This is a genomic window from Hymenobacter aranciens (genome assembly GCF_030580865.1).
Taxonomy (GTDB): Bacteria; Bacteroidota; Bacteroidia; order Cytophagales; family Hymenobacteraceae; genus Hymenobacter; species Hymenobacter aranciens.
Genome location: NZ_JAUQSY010000002.1, coordinates 65,620 through 80,930, shown reverse-complemented (window position 1 = coordinate 80,930; position 15,311 = coordinate 65,620). Strand labels below are relative to the sequence as shown.

At 57.6% G+C, this 15,311-nt stretch carries 13 protein-coding genes; 7 read left to right on the top strand and 6 right to left on the bottom strand.

Annotated elements, in window-relative coordinates; genetic code table 11:
- Window positions 1–77: 77 nt before the first annotated feature.
- The 4 genes from Q5H93_RS02490 to Q5H93_RS02475 all read right to left on the bottom strand — a co-directional run bounded on the left by Q5H93_RS02490 (window position 78) and on the right by Q5H93_RS02475 (window position 4,545).
- Entirely contained in the window at window positions 78–452 is a 375-nt protein-coding gene (locus Q5H93_RS02490; RefSeq protein ID WP_305004902.1) for a hypothetical protein, read from the bottom strand.
- Window positions 453–861: 409 nt separating this feature from the next.
- Window positions 862–2,835, bottom strand: coding sequence for an OmpA family protein (locus tag Q5H93_RS02485; protein ID WP_305004901.1), 1,974 nt, complete (start codon window positions 2,833–2,835; stop codon window positions 862–864).
- A 9-nt stretch (window positions 2,836–2,844) separates the two neighbouring features.
- Window positions 2,845–3,426, bottom strand: a complete 582-nt coding sequence (locus tag Q5H93_RS02480) for a 7-carboxy-7-deazaguanine synthase QueE (RefSeq protein ID WP_305005305.1) — start codon at window positions 3,424–3,426, stop codon at window positions 2,845–2,847.
- A 204-nt stretch (window positions 3,427–3,630) separates the two neighbouring features.
- Window positions 3,631–4,545 carry a bifunctional 5,10-methylenetetrahydrofolate dehydrogenase/5,10-methenyltetrahydrofolate cyclohydrolase gene (locus Q5H93_RS02475; protein ID WP_305004900.1) on the bottom strand — a complete coding sequence of 305 codons (915 nt, stop codon included), beginning with the start codon at window positions 4,543–4,545 and terminating at the stop codon, window positions 3,631–3,633.
- A 97-nt stretch (window positions 4,546–4,642) separates the two neighbouring features.
- Here Q5H93_RS02475 and Q5H93_RS02470 point away from each other — a divergent pair, with 97 nt between their 5' ends.
- Window positions 4,643–5,035 carry a DUF5684 domain-containing protein gene (locus Q5H93_RS02470; RefSeq protein ID WP_305004899.1) on the top strand — a complete coding sequence of 131 codons (393 nt, stop codon included), beginning with the start codon at window positions 4,643–4,645 and terminating at the stop codon, window positions 5,033–5,035.
- A 59-nt stretch (window positions 5,036–5,094) separates the two neighbouring features.
- Here Q5H93_RS02470 and lepA read toward each other — a convergent pair whose 3' ends face one another.
- The gene (gene lepA, locus Q5H93_RS02465) at window positions 5,095–6,882 is read right to left on the bottom strand and encodes a translation elongation factor 4 (RefSeq protein ID WP_305004898.1); all 1,788 of its coding nucleotides are present in this window, start codon (window positions 6,880–6,882) and stop codon (window positions 5,095–5,097) included.
- A 157-nt stretch (window positions 6,883–7,039) separates the two neighbouring features.
- Here lepA and Q5H93_RS02460 point away from each other — a divergent pair, with 157 nt between their 5' ends.
- From Q5H93_RS02460 to Q5H93_RS02435, 6 genes are all read left to right on the top strand, one after another.
- A complete protein-coding gene (locus Q5H93_RS02460; RefSeq protein ID WP_305004897.1) occupies window positions 7,040–7,900 on the top strand; it encodes a hypothetical protein in 861 nt (286 codons plus the stop codon).
- A gap of 165 nt (window positions 7,901–8,065) precedes the next feature.
- The gene (locus Q5H93_RS02455; protein ID WP_305004896.1) at window positions 8,066–11,485 is read left to right on the top strand and encodes a methylmalonyl-CoA mutase family protein; all 3,420 of its coding nucleotides are present in this window, start codon (window positions 8,066–8,068) and stop codon (window positions 11,483–11,485) included.
- A 64-nt stretch (window positions 11,486–11,549) separates the two neighbouring features.
- Complete coding sequence (locus tag Q5H93_RS02450; protein ID WP_305004895.1) at window positions 11,550–12,173, top strand: hypothetical protein; 624 nt, start codon at window positions 11,550–11,552, stop codon at window positions 12,171–12,173.
- A 10-nt stretch (window positions 12,174–12,183) separates the two neighbouring features.
- Window positions 12,184–12,948, top strand: coding sequence for a hypothetical protein (locus tag Q5H93_RS02445; RefSeq protein WP_305004894.1), 765 nt, complete (start codon window positions 12,184–12,186; stop codon window positions 12,946–12,948).
- A 268-nt stretch (window positions 12,949–13,216) separates the two neighbouring features.
- Window positions 13,217–13,807, top strand: a complete 591-nt coding sequence (locus Q5H93_RS02440; RefSeq protein WP_305004893.1) for a histidine phosphatase family protein — start codon at window positions 13,217–13,219, stop codon at window positions 13,805–13,807.
- 124 nt (window positions 13,808–13,931) lie between these two features.
- Complete coding sequence (locus tag Q5H93_RS02435) at window positions 13,932–14,420, top strand: hypothetical protein (protein WP_305004892.1); 489 nt, start codon at window positions 13,932–13,934, stop codon at window positions 14,418–14,420.
- 31 nt (window positions 14,421–14,451) lie between these two features.
- On the opposite strand, the gene Q5H93_RS02430 is transcribed toward Q5H93_RS02435, so the two are convergent.
- Complete coding sequence (locus Q5H93_RS02430; protein ID WP_305004891.1) at window positions 14,452–15,171, bottom strand: hypothetical protein; 720 nt, start codon at window positions 15,169–15,171, stop codon at window positions 14,452–14,454.
- Between the last annotated feature and the right edge of the window lie 140 nt (window positions 15,172–15,311).

The window sequence follows — 15,311 nt, the reverse complement described above, 5'->3', positions numbered from 1 at the left end:
CGCGCCTGCACCAACAAAAAAGCCCGCTCACTGAGCGGGCTTTTTTGCGTCCAAGGGTTTGTAGCTAAACCACTCCCCTACTTAATGCGGTGCGCCGTGAAGTTGGAGCGCAGCTCCTGGTAGGCCACCAGTTGCTCGGGCTGCATCAGCTGCGTCAGGGCATCCTCGTAGCGGCGCTGGGCTACGGCGAGCTGCGTGTCGCGCTCCTCGTCGCTGGCGCCGTTAAGCAGGATTTCGAGGTCGCGGCGCTCGGTGAGCATGTCCAGATGCAGCTGCTTCACGGCTAGGTACTGGCCTTCGTTGAAGTGGATGCGCTGGGCCAGCGCCCGCGTGAGCGTGGTGGCACGCGCCACCATCTGGGGGGTGTAGTAACGGTCGCCGGGACCAGCAGCGGCCACCGGAGTGCCGCTGACGCCTGCCGCAAGGCAGGTCGCCAAAACTATGCTTTTCATGGGCTGAAAAAGTGGTGAAAGTGAAAAAGTGCAAATTCAGGCTGCGGCGGTTCCGCTTGGCCATTTCAAACATACGCACACTCTGCGTTTGAATAAAATAAATTTTTTCTGGCACTTTTTTAGTTGAACACTTTTTCTAAATCACTATAAACATCTCATATTCGAGATTATGTCGGCTCGTGAAAAAGTCTGTGTCAAAGCAAAAAAAAAGTCCGCCATTAGGCGAACCATACATTTTTCCGGCTGAATCCTATTAAATTTTCACTTCTCTAAAGCCTTACTTTAAGTAAACTGCGCCGGAGAAGTCCTAAAATGAGCTGGCGCATTTGTGGTTTGGCAGCGCTCCCAAAGCATTCCAAATCCCTGTAATCACCGCCAAAACCGGTCTAATCCGCGAAAACCAGAAATGCTAGAGGATGTGCAACTCGATGCGACGGTTCTGCCGACGGTGGATTTCGGTGTCGTTCGGAGCCAGCGGGTTTTTCTCGCCATAGCCCTTCGAGCGCAGGCGGCTGGCTGGCAAGCCATGGCTCACCAGGTAATCCATCACCGACTGGGCCCGGCGCTGCGAAAGCAGCATATTAGACTCCGGCGTGCCCACATTGTCAGTGTAGCCCGACACTTCGATTTGCACCTCCTTGTATTGCCGCATGAACTCAATAAGTCGATTCAACTCCGTGCGGGACTGCGGCTTGAGGTCATACTTGTTAGTATCGAAGAACAGATTATTCAGCACCACGCTCCGACCCGCCCGCACTGGCTCCAGGTAAATGTCGAGCATAAGCGGATTGAAGGTATGCTGGTCGGAGTAGTCGAAGCTAAGGCTCTTGAGCAGGTACTTATCGGCCGAGGCATACATGGCGTAGTGGTGCCCTTCATTGAGCACGATGGTGTAGTCGCCATCCTCCGGGTCGGAGGTCACAAACTGAATTAGCGCATCGGTATCAACATCATAGAGCTTCACATCGGCCCGCAAGGGCTTCTTGGTAATGGCATCGAACACGCGGCCCTGCGTGTAGGTGCTGGTTTCGCGGGCCTTCACCGGGTTGGGCACCTCAAAGCCGAACAACTCCACTGGCTTCTCGCGCATCAGCTTGAAGCCGCCCGTGGGCTCCTGCGAGGCCCGCGAGCGGGAACAGAAACCGCGCTGGTTATCCGAAGTAATGAACAGAGAAGCCTCGTTCTCAAACGTATTGAGCGGGTAGCCGAGATTGCGTGGCTCGCTCCACTGCCCATTCACGGGGCTGCGCTCGCTACGGAACACATCGAGCCCGCCCATGCCAATGAGCCCATCGGTGACGTAGTAAAGTGTGGTACCGCTGGCGTGGATAAAGGGCGCCATGTCCTTGCCAGGCGTGTTGATGGGCGTTCCTAGGTTCTGGGCCGCGCTCCAGGTGCCATCGTCGCGCATGGTGCTCACGTACAAATCCTCGAGGCCTTGGCCGCCGCGCCGCGTCGAGGTGAAGTAGAGTGTCCGGCCGTCGGCCGAGAGCGAGGGCTGCGAGTCCCATTCCACGGAATTGACGTTGGAGCCCAGGTTTTCGGGGCGGCTCCAGTTGTTACCGGTGCGGCGCGAGATATACAAATCGCAGTTACCGATGGCGTGGGGCCGGTCGCAGGAGGCGAATACCAGCGTTTTGCCGTCGCCGGAGATGGTGCCTGCGCCTTCGTTGTAGGAAGAGTTGATGACTGCCGACACTGGCACGGGCTCGCTGGCCACGCCGTCTTTACTCTGTTTGCTCACGTACAGGTCTTCGCCGCTGTTGGCCGAGGGCCGGCCGGTGAAGAGCAGAAAGCGGTTGTCGGCCGTCAGGGCCGGGAAATACTGAAATTTGAACGCATTGAGCGGCGAGGGCAGCCGCGTAGGGGCCTCGCCGGTAGGGTGGCGCATGGCTTCAATGGCAAACTCGCAGGTGCGTAGCTGCCGCTCCGACCTGGCTAGGTTGCGCATCGTTTTGGGCGCCACTTTCAGCAGCTGGCGGTAGGCGTCGGCGGCGGTCTGGTACTCGCCGTAGCTCAAAGCCAGGTCGCCCAACAATTGTAAATCGTTGGCGCGGCTGGAGTCGATGTGGACTTTGCTCAGGCCCTCGCGGTAGGCCGTTAAAGCAGCACGGTTGTCGCCCATAGCCTTCAGCAGTGAGCCCCTCATGATGAAGGCTTCGCCGATGGAAGGAAACTTCTGGTTCAGCTGCGCAAGCGTTTCCAGCGCTTTGTTGAAGTCGCGGGCTTTGGCGTATTGCTGCGCCTTATCGTACAAGCTTTGGGCTTTGGTATTGTTGAGCACCAGCCGGCCGGGCTGGCCGATTACTGGCAGCGTGAGCGCGAATAACAGAACAAATAACCCTCCCCAGCGACCCGCGCGACGAACTACAAAACGGAGCATGGCCGAAAGCTACGGGATGTCAAGGTATTTATGCGTCTGCAGCGACACCTGCCAGCGCGGGTTCTGCTTCACGTAGTCGATAATAGCGGGGGTCACGCGGGCAGCCCGGCTCCATTCCGGCTGCAGATATAGACGGGTGTGGGCCGGCACCTGGGCCGCATGCGCCTCAGCCCAAGCGAAATCCGATTCATTAAACACCACCACTTTCAATTCATGAACCGCCGCCAGCACGGCCGGCAGCGGCGCCTTGAATTTCTTCGGCGACACGCACACCCAGTCCCAACTCCCGCTGAGCGGGTGGGCACCGGAGGTTTCGAGCCAGGTTTGGCAGCCAGCGGCTTGCAGGGCGGCCGTGAGGGCCGTCAAATCGTGCATCAGCGGCTCACCGCCGGTGATTACCACGTTGCGGCCGGGGTGTTCGAGCACGGCCGCCACGAGCTCGTCAATCGACTGGCGGGGGTGCGCTTCGGCGTCCCACGACTCCTTTACATCGCACCAGTGGCAGCCCACGTCGCAGCCACCCAGACGAATAAAATAGGCCGCACGACCGGTATTAAAGCCTTCGCCTTGAATAGTATAAAATTGCTCCATCACCGGCAGCAAGCCAAGGGCCGCCGGTGATGGAGGTGTTGTCGATAAAACGTCGAGCGTAGGTAGGGCAGCTTCTCTCATAATGCGGGGGCGAAGGACAGGAAAAGTCCAAACGCCCGCTTCCGAACCCGGTGTTCCCAAGGTCGGACTTTAAAAGTACAGCCGCCAGGCGCAATATCCAAAAACTGCTAAAAATTCCCTCGCCTACTTGGGGTGAATTTCGCCCTTGGCGGCCCGCAAAGTATTCAACAAAAGCATCGCAATGGTCATTGGGCCCACTCCGCCCGGCACCGGCGTGATACGCGACGCCAAAGGCGCCACCTCGGAAAAATTCACATCCCCCTTCAGCGTGAAGCCGCTTTTTTTGCTGGCGTCGGCCACGCGGGTAGTGCCCACATCGATGACCACCGCGCCGGGCTTAATCATGTCGGCGGTCACGAACTCGGGGCGGCCGATGGCGGCTACCACGATGTCGGCCGTACGGCATATATCGGCCAGGTTCTGCGTCCGCGAATGACATAAAGTAACGGTGCAGTTGGCCGTATCCAGATTCTTAGCCAACAGAATGCTAACCGGCGTGCCCACGATGTTGGAACGCCCAATTACCACGCAGTGCTTGCCGCTGGTTTTGATGCCCTGCCGGGCCAATAATTCCACGATACCGGAGGGCGTAGCGGGCAGCAGCGCCGGCAGGCCGGCCACCATCCGACCGATATTCATGGGATGGAAGCCATCGACGTCCTTCTCGGGCCGAATGGCCTCAATCACCTTATCGGGGTCGATGTGCCTGGGCAGCGGCAGCTGTACGATGAAGCCGTCGATTTCGGGGTCTTCGTTCAGCTCGGCTACTTTGGCCAGCAGCTCGGCCTCGGTAATGTCGTCTTCGTAGCGCAGCAGGGTGCTGGCGAAGCCTACCCGCTCGCAGGCCAGCACTTTGTTGCGAACGTAGGTTTCGGAGCCACCGTCGTGGCCCACGAGAATGGCGGCCAGGTGCGGTACTTTGTGGCCGGCGGCCCTGCGCTGCGCTACTTCGGCAGCAATTTCAACTTTGATGTCTTCGGCGGTCTGCTTGCCGTCGATGAGGCGGGAGGTTTCCACCAGCACGTTTTCCGGGGTCATGGCAAAAAAATTAATTTGTTAAAATCAGTATTTCAAAAAAACCAGCTACATTGCTGCCGAAACCTTCAACCAATCACCTTATCCCAACACACCTACAATGGAAAACCAATCCTTTGGCTTTGTTGCCATCATCATTGGCATCATTTACCTGGCACTTATCATTCTGACAATTGCCGGCATCTGGAAACTGTTTGAGAAAGCCGGCAAACCCGGTTGGGCCAGCATCATTCCCATTTACAGCACTATTGTGATGCAGGAAATCGTAGGGCGGGAAACCTGGAAAATCATCCTGCTTTTCATTCCTATCGTCAACATTTACTTTCTTTTGACGCTGCTCAGCAGCTTCGCGAAGTCGTATGGCAAGGGCGGAGTCGGCAATTTTATTCTGCTGCTGTTCTTTGGCTACATTGTTCTCCCAATGTGGGGCTTTTCGAACGAGGTTCGCTACGTAGGTCCGGTGGAGTCACAGCCGGCGCCTAGCATGGTATAAGCTTCAACTTACAACAAATAAAAAGGGCGACCTGCTATGCAGGCCGCCCTTTTTATGTACTAGTCAATTTTCAACACCGCCAAGAACGCTTCCTGCGGAATTTCGACGGAGCCCACGGAACGCATCCGCTTCTTACCCTCTTTCTGCTTTTCGAGCAGCTTGCGCTTCCGGCTGATGTCGCCGCCGTAGCACTTGGCAATTACGTTTTTGCGCAGGGCTTTCACGGTTTCGCGGGCAATGATTTTCTGCCCAATCGAGGCCTGGATGGCGATGTCGAACATCTGGCGCGGCAGCAGCTCGCGGAGCTTTTCGCAGAGGCGGCGGCCCCAGTCGTAGCTCTTGGAGCGGTGCACGATGGCCGACAGCGCATCGACCTTCTCGCCATTGAGCATGATATCGAGCTTCACCATATCCGACTCGCGGAAGCCAATCAGCTCGTAGTCCAGCGAGGCGTAGCCGCGGCTGATGGTTTTGAGCTTGTCGAAAAAGTCGAACACGATTTCGGACAGCGGCAGTTCGAAGTTCATCTCCACCCGCTCGGAAGTCAGATAGCTCTGGCCCTTAATGATGCCGCGCTTCTCCATGCAAAGCGTGATGATGGGCCCGACGTAATCGGAGGCGGTGATAATCTGCGCTTTGATGTACGGCTCCTCGATGCTTTTGATGAGGTTGGGCTCGGGCATCTCCGAGGGCGCGTTGATGGTCAGCAGCTGGTCCTTGGTGCCAATGGCGTGGAACTGCACGCTCGGCACGGTGGTGATGACCGTCATGTTGAACTCGCGCTCCAGGCGCTCCTGCACGATTTCCATGTGCAGCATGCCCAGGAAACCGCAGCGGAACCCAAAGCCTAGGGCGGCCGACGTTTCCGGCTCCCACACCAGCGAGGCGTCGTTGAGCTGCAGCTTTTCCATGCTGGTGCGCAGCTCTTCGTACTCCGTGGTTTCGACCGGGTAAATCCCGGCAAATACCATCGGCTTCACGTCCTCGAAGCCCACAATGGCCTCTTTAGTAGGATTATGCACGTGGGTAATGGTGTCGCCCACCTTCACCTCGCGCGCTTCCTTGATGCCCGAGATGAGGTAGCCCACGTTGCCGGCGCGCATTTCGGAGCGCGGCTCCTGGTTGAGGCCTAGGATGCCGATTTCGTCGGCGCCGTACTCCTTGCCGGTGGCCATGAAGCGCAGCTTGTCGCCCTTCTTCATGGTGCCGTTCTTGATGCGGAACAGCACTTCGATGCCGCGGTAGGAATTAAATACGGAGTCGAAAATCAGCGCCTGCAGCGGCGCTTCCGGGTCGCCTTTCGGGGCCGGAATCCGCTCGCAGATGGCGTTGAGGATGTTTTCGATACCAATGCCGGCCTTACCCGAAGCGTGGATAATGTCCTCCGGGTCGCAGCCGATGAGGTCCACGATTTCGTCGGTCACTTCCTCCGGCATGGCGTGCGGCAGGTCGATTTTATTGAGCACCGGAATAATTTCCAAATCAGCCCCGATAGCGAGGTACAGATTGGAAATCGTTTGGGCTTCAATCCCCTGCGAGGCATCGACGATGAGCAAAGCGCCTTCACAGGCCGCAATGCTGCGGCTTACCTCGTAGCTGAAGTCGACGTGGCCGGGCGTATCAATGAGGTTGAGCGTGTAGACTTCCCCTTTATAAGGGTACTGCATCTGGATGGCGTGGCTCTTGATGGTGATGCCGCGCTCGCGCTCCAAATCCATGTTGTCGAGCAGCTGGGCCTGCATGTCGCGCTTGGCCACGGTGCTCGTAAATTCTAAGAGCCGGTCGGCCAGGGTACTTTTACCGTGGTCGATGTGGGCGATGATGCAAAAATTGCGGATATTCTTCACTAGGGCAGTTTTTCGGTCCGCGAAGGTACGAATTTAGAGGCGCAAAAGCCAGCAGCTGGCCAAAAGCTGGCCGGAGCAGTATAGCGCCGGAATGGCCGCAACTGCGTAGTTTTGACTTTTATTTTATCTCCGGTTTCTTCATCGACCAGCGCCGCCAATGAGTTCAGACGCTACTCCAGTTACTTCGCCTACCGATTCCGAACGTCTCGAAAACCGCAAGTTTCTTATTTCAGCCGTCAACGGGACGGTGCTTTATGTGCTGGCCTACTATTTCATCTACGGCCTGCACCAGATAGCCAAGATGACTGTCTCGCAGCATTTTTCATTGCGCGGCAGCTGGGACCCCAGTCGGATTGTGTATTCGATGGCCGATGGCGACTGGTGGCGTACGGCGGTCATCGCGGCCTACGGCGTTGGGCCATTGGTTAGCCTGATAGTGGGGTTCATCGCGTACCAAGTGTATTGGCGTAACCTGCGGGCCCGCCGCGGTGTGGTGAAGCTCCTCGCCCTGTGGATTGCTTTTCACGGCTTCAATGCTTTTTTTGGCGCCCTGCTGGCCGACACCTTCACCCAAAGCGGCTTCTGGTATGTGCCGAGCTGGCTGTTTGAGCTGGGCAACATAGTCAACGTGCTGCTAGCCTTTGTGGGCGGGCTGATGCAAATTGGCCTAGGCTACCTGATGGCCGCCGCTTTCCTGCAGGCCCACGACTCCAAAACGGTGATGAAATACCAACGCCGACAGCGCATGGTCATCTATACTCTTTTCATCCCATGGGCCGCAGGCACGGTTATCATCATCCTGGCAAAAATACCATACATTGAAATTCAAGAAATCCTACGTTTGTTAATGATGGGCCTACTGGTGACTCCTACCGCACTAGCCTGCATGAATGAGCTGTTTGAATCGACAGTACGCAAGCCGCAGCCCACTCATTTCGTGTGGGGTTTAATTGGCCTGACAATCATCGTAGCGGTTGTGTGGTACATGGCACTGAGCCCGCCAATTACATTCGGATAATGCCCTACTAATTGAGTCCGCCTGATGGCGCTCGAGAAGTTGCCTTCGTTTGCCCGATTTCATAGAAAGCCCCAGCGTACCCCGCCGGGGCTTTTTCGTACCTTCGTACTCCCATTTTCCACCCCGTTTTCCGGTCGCGGAATGCAATTCCGCGCTATTCGTTCTATGCATCCCGCTCCCACCCAGCCTTACAAGCCGAAGAACCACGTTCGCATCGTCACCGCCGCCGCTTTATTCGACGGGCACGACGCCGCCATCAACATCATGCGCCGCATCATCCAGAGCAGCGGCGCGGAGGTGATTCACCTCGGCCACAACCGCTCGGTGCAGGAAATTGTGGATTGCGCCATTCAGGAAGACGCCCAGGCCATTGCCATTACCAGCTACCAGGGCGGGCACAACGAGTACTTCAAGTACATGCACGACCTGCTGAAGGAGCGCGGCGCAGGCCACATCAAAATCTTCGGCGGCGGCGGCGGCGTGATTCTACCCACCGAGATTGCCGAGCTCCAGGGCTACGGCATCACTCGCATCTACTCGCCGGATGATGGCCGGGCTATGGGCCTGCAGGGCATGATTAATGACCTGCTGGAAAAGAGCGACTTTCCTACCGGCGAAAACCTGAACGGCGAAGCCGGCCATGTGCAGGAGAAAGACGCCCGCAGCATCGGTCGGTTGATTTCGGCGGCGGAGAACTTCCCCAAGGAGTTTGAGCGGGTGAAGGGCCAATTGGTGCAGGAGTTTCAACTGAGCGATAACAGCCAGAACCAAGCACTAAGCACCAAGCACCAGGCACCAATTCTCGGCATCACCGGCACGGGCGGCGCGGGCAAATCCTCGCTGGTCGATGAGCTCGTTCGCCGCTTCCTGCTGGACTTCCCAACCAAAACCATTGCCATCATCTCCGTCGACCCCAGCAAGCGCAAAACCGGCGGCGCGCTGCTCGGCGACCGGATTCGGATGAACGCCATCAACAACCCGCGGGTGTACATGCGCAGCCTGGCCACGCGCCAGAGCAACCTCGCCCTGAGCCGCTACGTGCAGGATGCAGTGGACGTGGTGCGCGCCGCCAACTACGACCTTATCATTCTCGAAACCAGCGGTATCGGTCAGTCCGACACCGAAATCATCGAGCACTCCGACGCCAGCCTCTACGTGATGACACCCGAGTACGGCGCGGCTACCCAGCTGGAGAAAATCGACATGCTCGATTTTGCCGACGTCATCGCCCTCAACAAGTTCGACAAGCGCGGCGCCCTCGACGCCCTGCGCGACGTGCGCAAGCAATACCAGCGCAACCACGGCCTCTGGGACACGCCGACGGACCAGATGCCGGTCTTCGGCACCATCGCCTCGCAGTTCAACGACCCGGGCATGAACCGCCTGTACCGGGCGGTGCTCAAGATGCTGGAAACCAAAACCGGTGCCACCTTCGCCTCCCACCTCGAAACGACGACGGAGGACTCGGAGAAGATTTACATCATCCCGCCGCACCGCACCCGCTACCTTTCCGAGATTGCCGAAACCAACCGCGCCTACGACCAGCGCGTGCGCGAGCAAGCCCAGATTGCGGAAGTAGCCGGGGCGTTTGCCAAGCTCGAAGAGCACTACCGCACCGAGAAAAAAGACGGCGACGGCCTGGTGGAAGACTTCGCCAAAAACAAGCAGACCCAGCTCCGCCGCCTTGACGCTGACAGCCAGGCCATCCTGGAAAACTGGGAAAATACGCTGCAAAACTACCGCAACCCGGAGTACGTGTACGCGGTGCGCGGCAAGGAAATCCGGGTGCAAACGCACACCAAGTCCTTGTCGGGCAACAGCATTCCCAAAGTAGCCGTGCCGCGCTATACCGGCTGGGGCGACCGGCTGCGCTGGGCCATGCAGGAGAATTTCCCCGGCGAATTCCCCTACACGGCCGGCGTGTTCCCCTTCAAGCGCGAGGGCGAGGACCCCACGCGCATGTTTGCCGGCGAGGGCGGGCCGGAGCGCACCAACCGCCGCTTCCACTACGTGAGCATGGGCCTGCCCGCCAAGCGCCTAAGCACGGCCTTCGACTCGGTGACGCTCTACGGCGAAGACCCCGACCACCGGCCCGATATCTATGGCAAAATTGGCAACGCGGGCGTGAGCATCGCCTGCCTCGACGACGCCAAGAAGCTCTACTCGGGCTTCAACCTGGCCAACCCCAGCACCTCGGTGTCGATGACGATAAACGGCCCGGCCGCCACGCTGGCGGCGTTTTTCATGAACGCGGCCATCGACCAGCAGTGCGAGCTCTACATCCAAGAGCACGGGCTGACGGATGAAGTCAACGCCAAAATCGACCAGCTTTTCGCCGCCAAAAACCAGCTCCGCCCCCGCTACCAGGGCGAGCTACCCGCCGGCAACGACGGCCTTGGCCTGCTCCTGCTCGGCGTGACGGGCGAGGACGTGCTGCCGGCCGACGTGTACGCCGCCATCAAGGCCAAGACCTTGACGCAGGTGCGCGGCACGGTGCAGGCCGATATTCTCAAGGAAGACCAGGCCCAGAACACCTGCATTTTCAGCACCGAATTCGCCCTGCGCCTGATGGGCGACGTGCAGGAATACTTTATCCGCGAAAAGGTGCGGAATTTCTATTCCGTGTCCATCTCCGGCTACCACATTGCCGAGGCCGGGGCCAACCCCATCACCCAACTGGCCCTGACGTTGAGCAACGGCTTCACGTTCGTGGAATACTACGTGAGTCGCGGCATGAGCGTCAACGACTTCGCGCCGAACCTGAGCTTCTTCTTCTCCAACGGCATCGACCCCGAGTACGCCGTGATTGGGCGGGTGGCGCGCCGCATCTGGGCCAAGGCCATGAAGCTGAAATACGGCGCCGACGCCCGCAGCCAGATGCTGAAGTACCACATCCAGACCTCGGGCCGCAGCCTGCACGCGCAGGAAATCGACTTCAATGACATCCGCACCACGCTGCAGGCGCTGTATGCCATCTACGACAACTGCAACTCACTGCACACCAACGCCTACGACGAGGCCATCACCACGCCCACCGAGGAATCGGTGCGCCGCGCCATGGCCATTCAGCTTATCATCAACCGCGAGCTGGGCCTGGCCAAAAACGAAAACCCGCTGCAAGGCTCCTTCATCATCGAGGAGCTGACCGACCTGGTGGAAGAGGTCGTGCTACTCGAATTCGACCGCATCACGGAGCGCGGCGGCGTGCTCGGGGCCATGGAAACCATGTACCAGCGCGGCAAAATCCAAGAGGAAAGCATGCACTACGAGATGCTGAAGCACACCGGCGAGTACCCCATCATCGGGGTGAATACCTTCCTCTCGTCCAAAGGCTCGCCCACCGTGGTGCCGGCCGAAGTCATCCGGGCCACGGAGGAGGAAAAGCTCTACCAAATCGAGATGCTCCAGCTCCTGCACCAGCGCAACACCGACCAAGCCCCGGCGCGCCTCCAGCAGCTCCAGCAAGTGGCCGTGGCCAACGGCAACCTCTTCGCCGAGCTGATGGAAACGGTGAAATACTGCTCGCTCGGGCAGATTACGAATGCGTTGTTTGAGGTCGGCGGGCAGTACCGGCGGAATATGTAGACCGCAGATTCAAACGGATTTGACGAATTGAACGGATACGGCGCGGTGCGCCTTACTTTTGGTTATGGCTTACTCTGATTTCACCCTCTATGATTTGCGGCAGCAGTTTGGGGCACACTTCCGAGCGGAAATGCTCTTTCCAAATGTGGCCCCTATTCAACCCAGCGACTGGTTGCAACAGGCCCTGAAAATGGGAGAAGGCATTGGTTTTAACAGCGAGAAGTCGCGCTCGGAGCGGCTGGTTACGCCCGTATTGCTGGAACTGTGTGAGCGGAACAACCGCTCCTTTTCCATCTATTCGGGCATGAACCTCGATGTGGACCCGGCGCGGGGCTTGCGCGGCGAGTGCGATTTTATCTTCTCCTACAGCCGTATCCAAGACTTTGTGACGGCCCCCATTTTCTGCATTGCGGAGGCTAAAAAGCAGGACCTTGAACTCGGCACGCTGCAATGCGCTGCCCAGCTTATCGCCGCACGCCGCCTGAATGAGTTTGAAGGCAACCCTACACAGCCGCTCTATGGTTGCTCCACGACCGGGGTAGAATGGCGCTTCCTGAAATACGAAGGCACCGAATTCGTCCTCGATGAAAACCGCTACTATCTGGCGCAGCTTCCGGCGCTGCTCGGGGCCCTGCAAGCCATTGTGGATGCTACAAAAGCCAAAGACATACCTTCGCTAAGCCGATAGAATATTTAAAATGTTTTTTCAATACATAGCATACAATAAACGTAAAATGTTTACTCCAAACCTAACACCTGAAGAATTTGAGGCGTTTCTTGAGAAAAATCACCTATTCCAAGACAACAAATGGACTAAAGGCTTAGATTATACTACGGCTTGGAATACTTGTCCGAATCCTCATTTTCTATTGGCGCTGGCACCATTAAATTTAATTGAGTCAACGCAAATTAGCTGCCACTGGGCGAGACTAGTTCTTCATTTAGCCAATGCTGGAGAAACAAAACCTCGTCTAGCGGTGGAAGCAGCTGAGTTCTTTCTACGGGGTGAAATCACAGAAAAAGAATGTCAAAGAGCAGCAGATGAAGCTTTAGACATTACAGCCAGCGATAAAATAACAGGAAATATTGCTTATTGCGCAGCTCATGCTGCTATGCAGGCAATTACGCCTTACGAAAATTATCTTTATAGAATAAGCATGAGCGGGGCAAAAGCTTACGGGACGTTTATGGTATACAAGAACAATGATTTCATCGAGCCCATTGCTCATGAGGCTTCAGCAACAACATCCAGGGAGCATTATAACCGATTTTTGAACAACCGAACTGAATATGATGACTACGGAATAGTGCGCAGCAATTGGATGGAAATCGCAGATGAAGCTTCTGAAGGAGCTAAAATGCTTGTTTATGATAAATACGAGTCAGCTTACTATTTGGAAATGCTGAAGGCACAAGCAGGAATACTGCGATTGTATGTTGAACAACCAGCATTAAAAATATAGTTTGTCATAATCTATAATCAGCTCAAAATGACGCCCTACCTTCCCCACTTCAGTGGCGCAGGGTGTTATGCGTAAAGGGGCCGCTGCCGAAGCGGGCCAGCCGGGCGCGGCAGCGCGACGCGGCCCGCTTCGGCAGCGGCGTTGGCGGCGTTGAAGTATTTAAAAGTACCTGCCCAAAGCTCACCTGTAACCCTGCCCCTGTTGGGCTAGTATGCCGCAAAAGATTCGTTGTCGGGCACTCCTACCCTCCCAGCCCTGCCGTCCTCTCATGATAGACCGCTTCACCGAATCAGACAGACACAAGCTCTTCCTGCTCTATCATCTCAACCCGGTGCACCCCAAAGCCCCGCCGGTTCCCAAGGGCCCCTTGCTGCAGGTTGTCATTATCCGGCACGGCGAAAAACCGACCGAGGGCGACAACCTTTCGGCTCAAGGCTTCGGGCGGGCGCTGGCTTTGCCCGCGGTACTCAACCGGGTGATGCCCCGGCCGCCACAGTTCACTTACGTACCGTGCATCGGCACTGATAAGGACACGACCACCCGGGTACGGATGATGCAAACCGTGCTGCCCTACGCCGTGCAGCACAACCTGACCATCAACAGCGACTACGCCCCCGACGAAGTCAAGGGCCTCGCGAAGGAGTTGCGGCGCCGGCGCGGCACCGTATTGCTGGTGTGGGAGCACCACAACATTGTGAGAATCGCCGCCGCCCTGGGCATCGCCGAGCCGCAGGAATGGCCCGACGACGACTACGACAGCATCTGGACCATCACCTTTAAGAAAGGCCGGGCCAAGGGCAAGGCGCGGCAACCGGTGCTCACCAAAGGCCAGCAGGACATTCAGCCAACGGCAGAGTAACCAGCCTGCGGCGGCAACTTTGGAAACGCGGGCCGCAGCCAGTTTATCCGGCAGCTATTGCTGGCAGCTCCGGTAATTAGCCGAAATCCGTAAACTTGCAGCCTTACCATTACCAACCCAGCGCATGAAGCAGCAACGAACCCTCACTGGAATAAACCGCACCTGCTGGGGCATGGCCCTGCTACTGCCGTTGCTAAGCAGCTGCGATGCCTTGCTGGGCAAAGAAGTGGCCCGGCTGCCGATTAACGAGGTCAGCACGCCCGGGCATGAAGTCGTGAGAGAAGCAAGTTTACAGCTGCAAAAGGGCGATGAAATCGCGCTGTGGTCCGACATGGACCTGGCTTACGAAGGCGCTTCGCCCGTCCGGTTTCAAGTGCAGGTGACCAAAGACGGCACCCCATTTAAGGAATTGCAGCTTGACCCCACCGAAAAAAACGTCACCATCGGCGAAGTAAAAACGGACATCAACGGGAGCGTAAAGTGGCGCTTTAGTGGCAAAAATGCCGAACTGGTAATTCCGGACGCGGGGAGCTACACGTTTAAGGCCATGCTGGTCGCGGCGGCCAATCCAAGCCTGCGCGTAACCAAGGCGGAGCTGGTGCTTAAGCAGTAAAGCCTGACGCCAGTCAGCCACGACCGAGCGATTACGGCTGCTCCGCCAGCTTCACCAGCTGCGCCAGCACCTGCTGTTGGTCGGTGACGGAAGGCAGCACGTCGCGGCTGCGGGGCATGCGCCGGGGCCAGGGCAAGCCCAGGCCGTCCTGCCCCGCAGAAAGCCGCCACTCCTTGCCATCTTGAACGTAAGAATTGAGGCTTATTATCTCGATTTGAGTGCGTTCTTCATCTTGGGCGGTGAAGTGAACAAGGTGGTCGCAGGTGTAGGGCAGCGGCTGGTTTTGGGCGTCGTGATACTCCGGCACCGACCAGAACGGGCCCCGGCCGCGCTGCATGAGCAGGTCGGCCGTGCGGCCGGGCACGGGTAGGGTGATAAACTCGCGGAGCGCGGGCGTGATGGTAGCGGGCGGCTCATTGTCGAGGTTCATTGGCACCTCGTCCGACGACATTACTGCTCCGCCCTTATCCAGCTGGCGAAACTCGTAGTCGATACGCTGCTGCTCGTTGGTGTAAAGAACGAAGTCGTCGAACTGCGGCCCCAGCTCCGGGTGGCTGAGCACCTGCAGCGGCACATCCTTCCCCTGCAGCGCGGCGAAAATGTGGGCACGAACGGTAGCCAGCGGCTGCGCCACGGTGGCTGTAGCGCGCGGAAAGTCGGCGGCGGAAGTGTTCACGGGCGTATCGTTATTACAAGTGCTTAAGCCAATAAGCAGGGCGCTTACCAGCAGCCCAATTGTCATAGTGCGCATGGAATGGCAATAAGTAGCAGGCGGTGAACGGCAAGAAGGCCGTTTGGTTGGCCGTTGTTATCGTTTTCGAGGCCGGGGCGGTATTTTTCCGTCCGTAATTCACTTTCAGCGTTTCTGCTTTGCCCGGTTATTTCTCACGC

Excerpts from the sequence above, each read along its gene's own strand:
- Q5H93_RS02490 (WP_305004902.1), bottom strand. The coding sequence starts at position 452 with ATGAAAAGCATAGTTTTGGCGACCTGCCTTGCGGCAGGCGTCAGCGGC.
- Q5H93_RS02485 (WP_305004901.1), bottom strand. The coding sequence starts at position 2,835 with ATGCTCCGTTTTGTAGTTCGTCGCGCGGGTCGCTGGGGAGGGTTATTT.
- Q5H93_RS02480 (WP_305005305.1), bottom strand. The coding sequence starts at position 3,426 with ATGGAGCAATTTTATACTATTCAAGGCGAAGGCTTTAATACCGGTCGT.
- Q5H93_RS02475 (WP_305004900.1), bottom strand. The coding sequence starts at position 4,545 with ATGACCCCGGAAAACGTGCTGGTGGAAACCTCCCGCCTCATCGACGGC.
- Q5H93_RS02470 (WP_305004899.1), top strand. The coding sequence starts at position 4,643 with ATGGAAAACCAATCCTTTGGCTTTGTTGCCATCATCATTGGCATCATT.
- Q5H93_RS02460 (WP_305004897.1), top strand. The coding sequence starts at position 7,040 with ATGAGTTCAGACGCTACTCCAGTTACTTCGCCTACCGATTCCGAACGT.
- Q5H93_RS02455 (WP_305004896.1), top strand. The coding sequence starts at position 8,066 with ATGCATCCCGCTCCCACCCAGCCTTACAAGCCGAAGAACCACGTTCGC.
- Q5H93_RS02450 (WP_305004895.1), top strand. The coding sequence starts at position 11,550 with ATGGCTTACTCTGATTTCACCCTCTATGATTTGCGGCAGCAGTTTGGG.
- Q5H93_RS02445 (WP_305004894.1), top strand. The coding sequence starts at position 12,184 with ATGTTTTTTCAATACATAGCATACAATAAACGTAAAATGTTTACTCCA.
- Q5H93_RS02440 (WP_305004893.1), top strand. The coding sequence starts at position 13,217 with ATGATAGACCGCTTCACCGAATCAGACAGACACAAGCTCTTCCTGCTC.
- Q5H93_RS02435 (WP_305004892.1), top strand. The coding sequence starts at position 13,932 with ATGAAGCAGCAACGAACCCTCACTGGAATAAACCGCACCTGCTGGGGC.
- Q5H93_RS02430 (WP_305004891.1), bottom strand. The coding sequence starts at position 15,171 with ATGCGCACTATGACAATTGGGCTGCTGGTAAGCGCCCTGCTTATTGGC.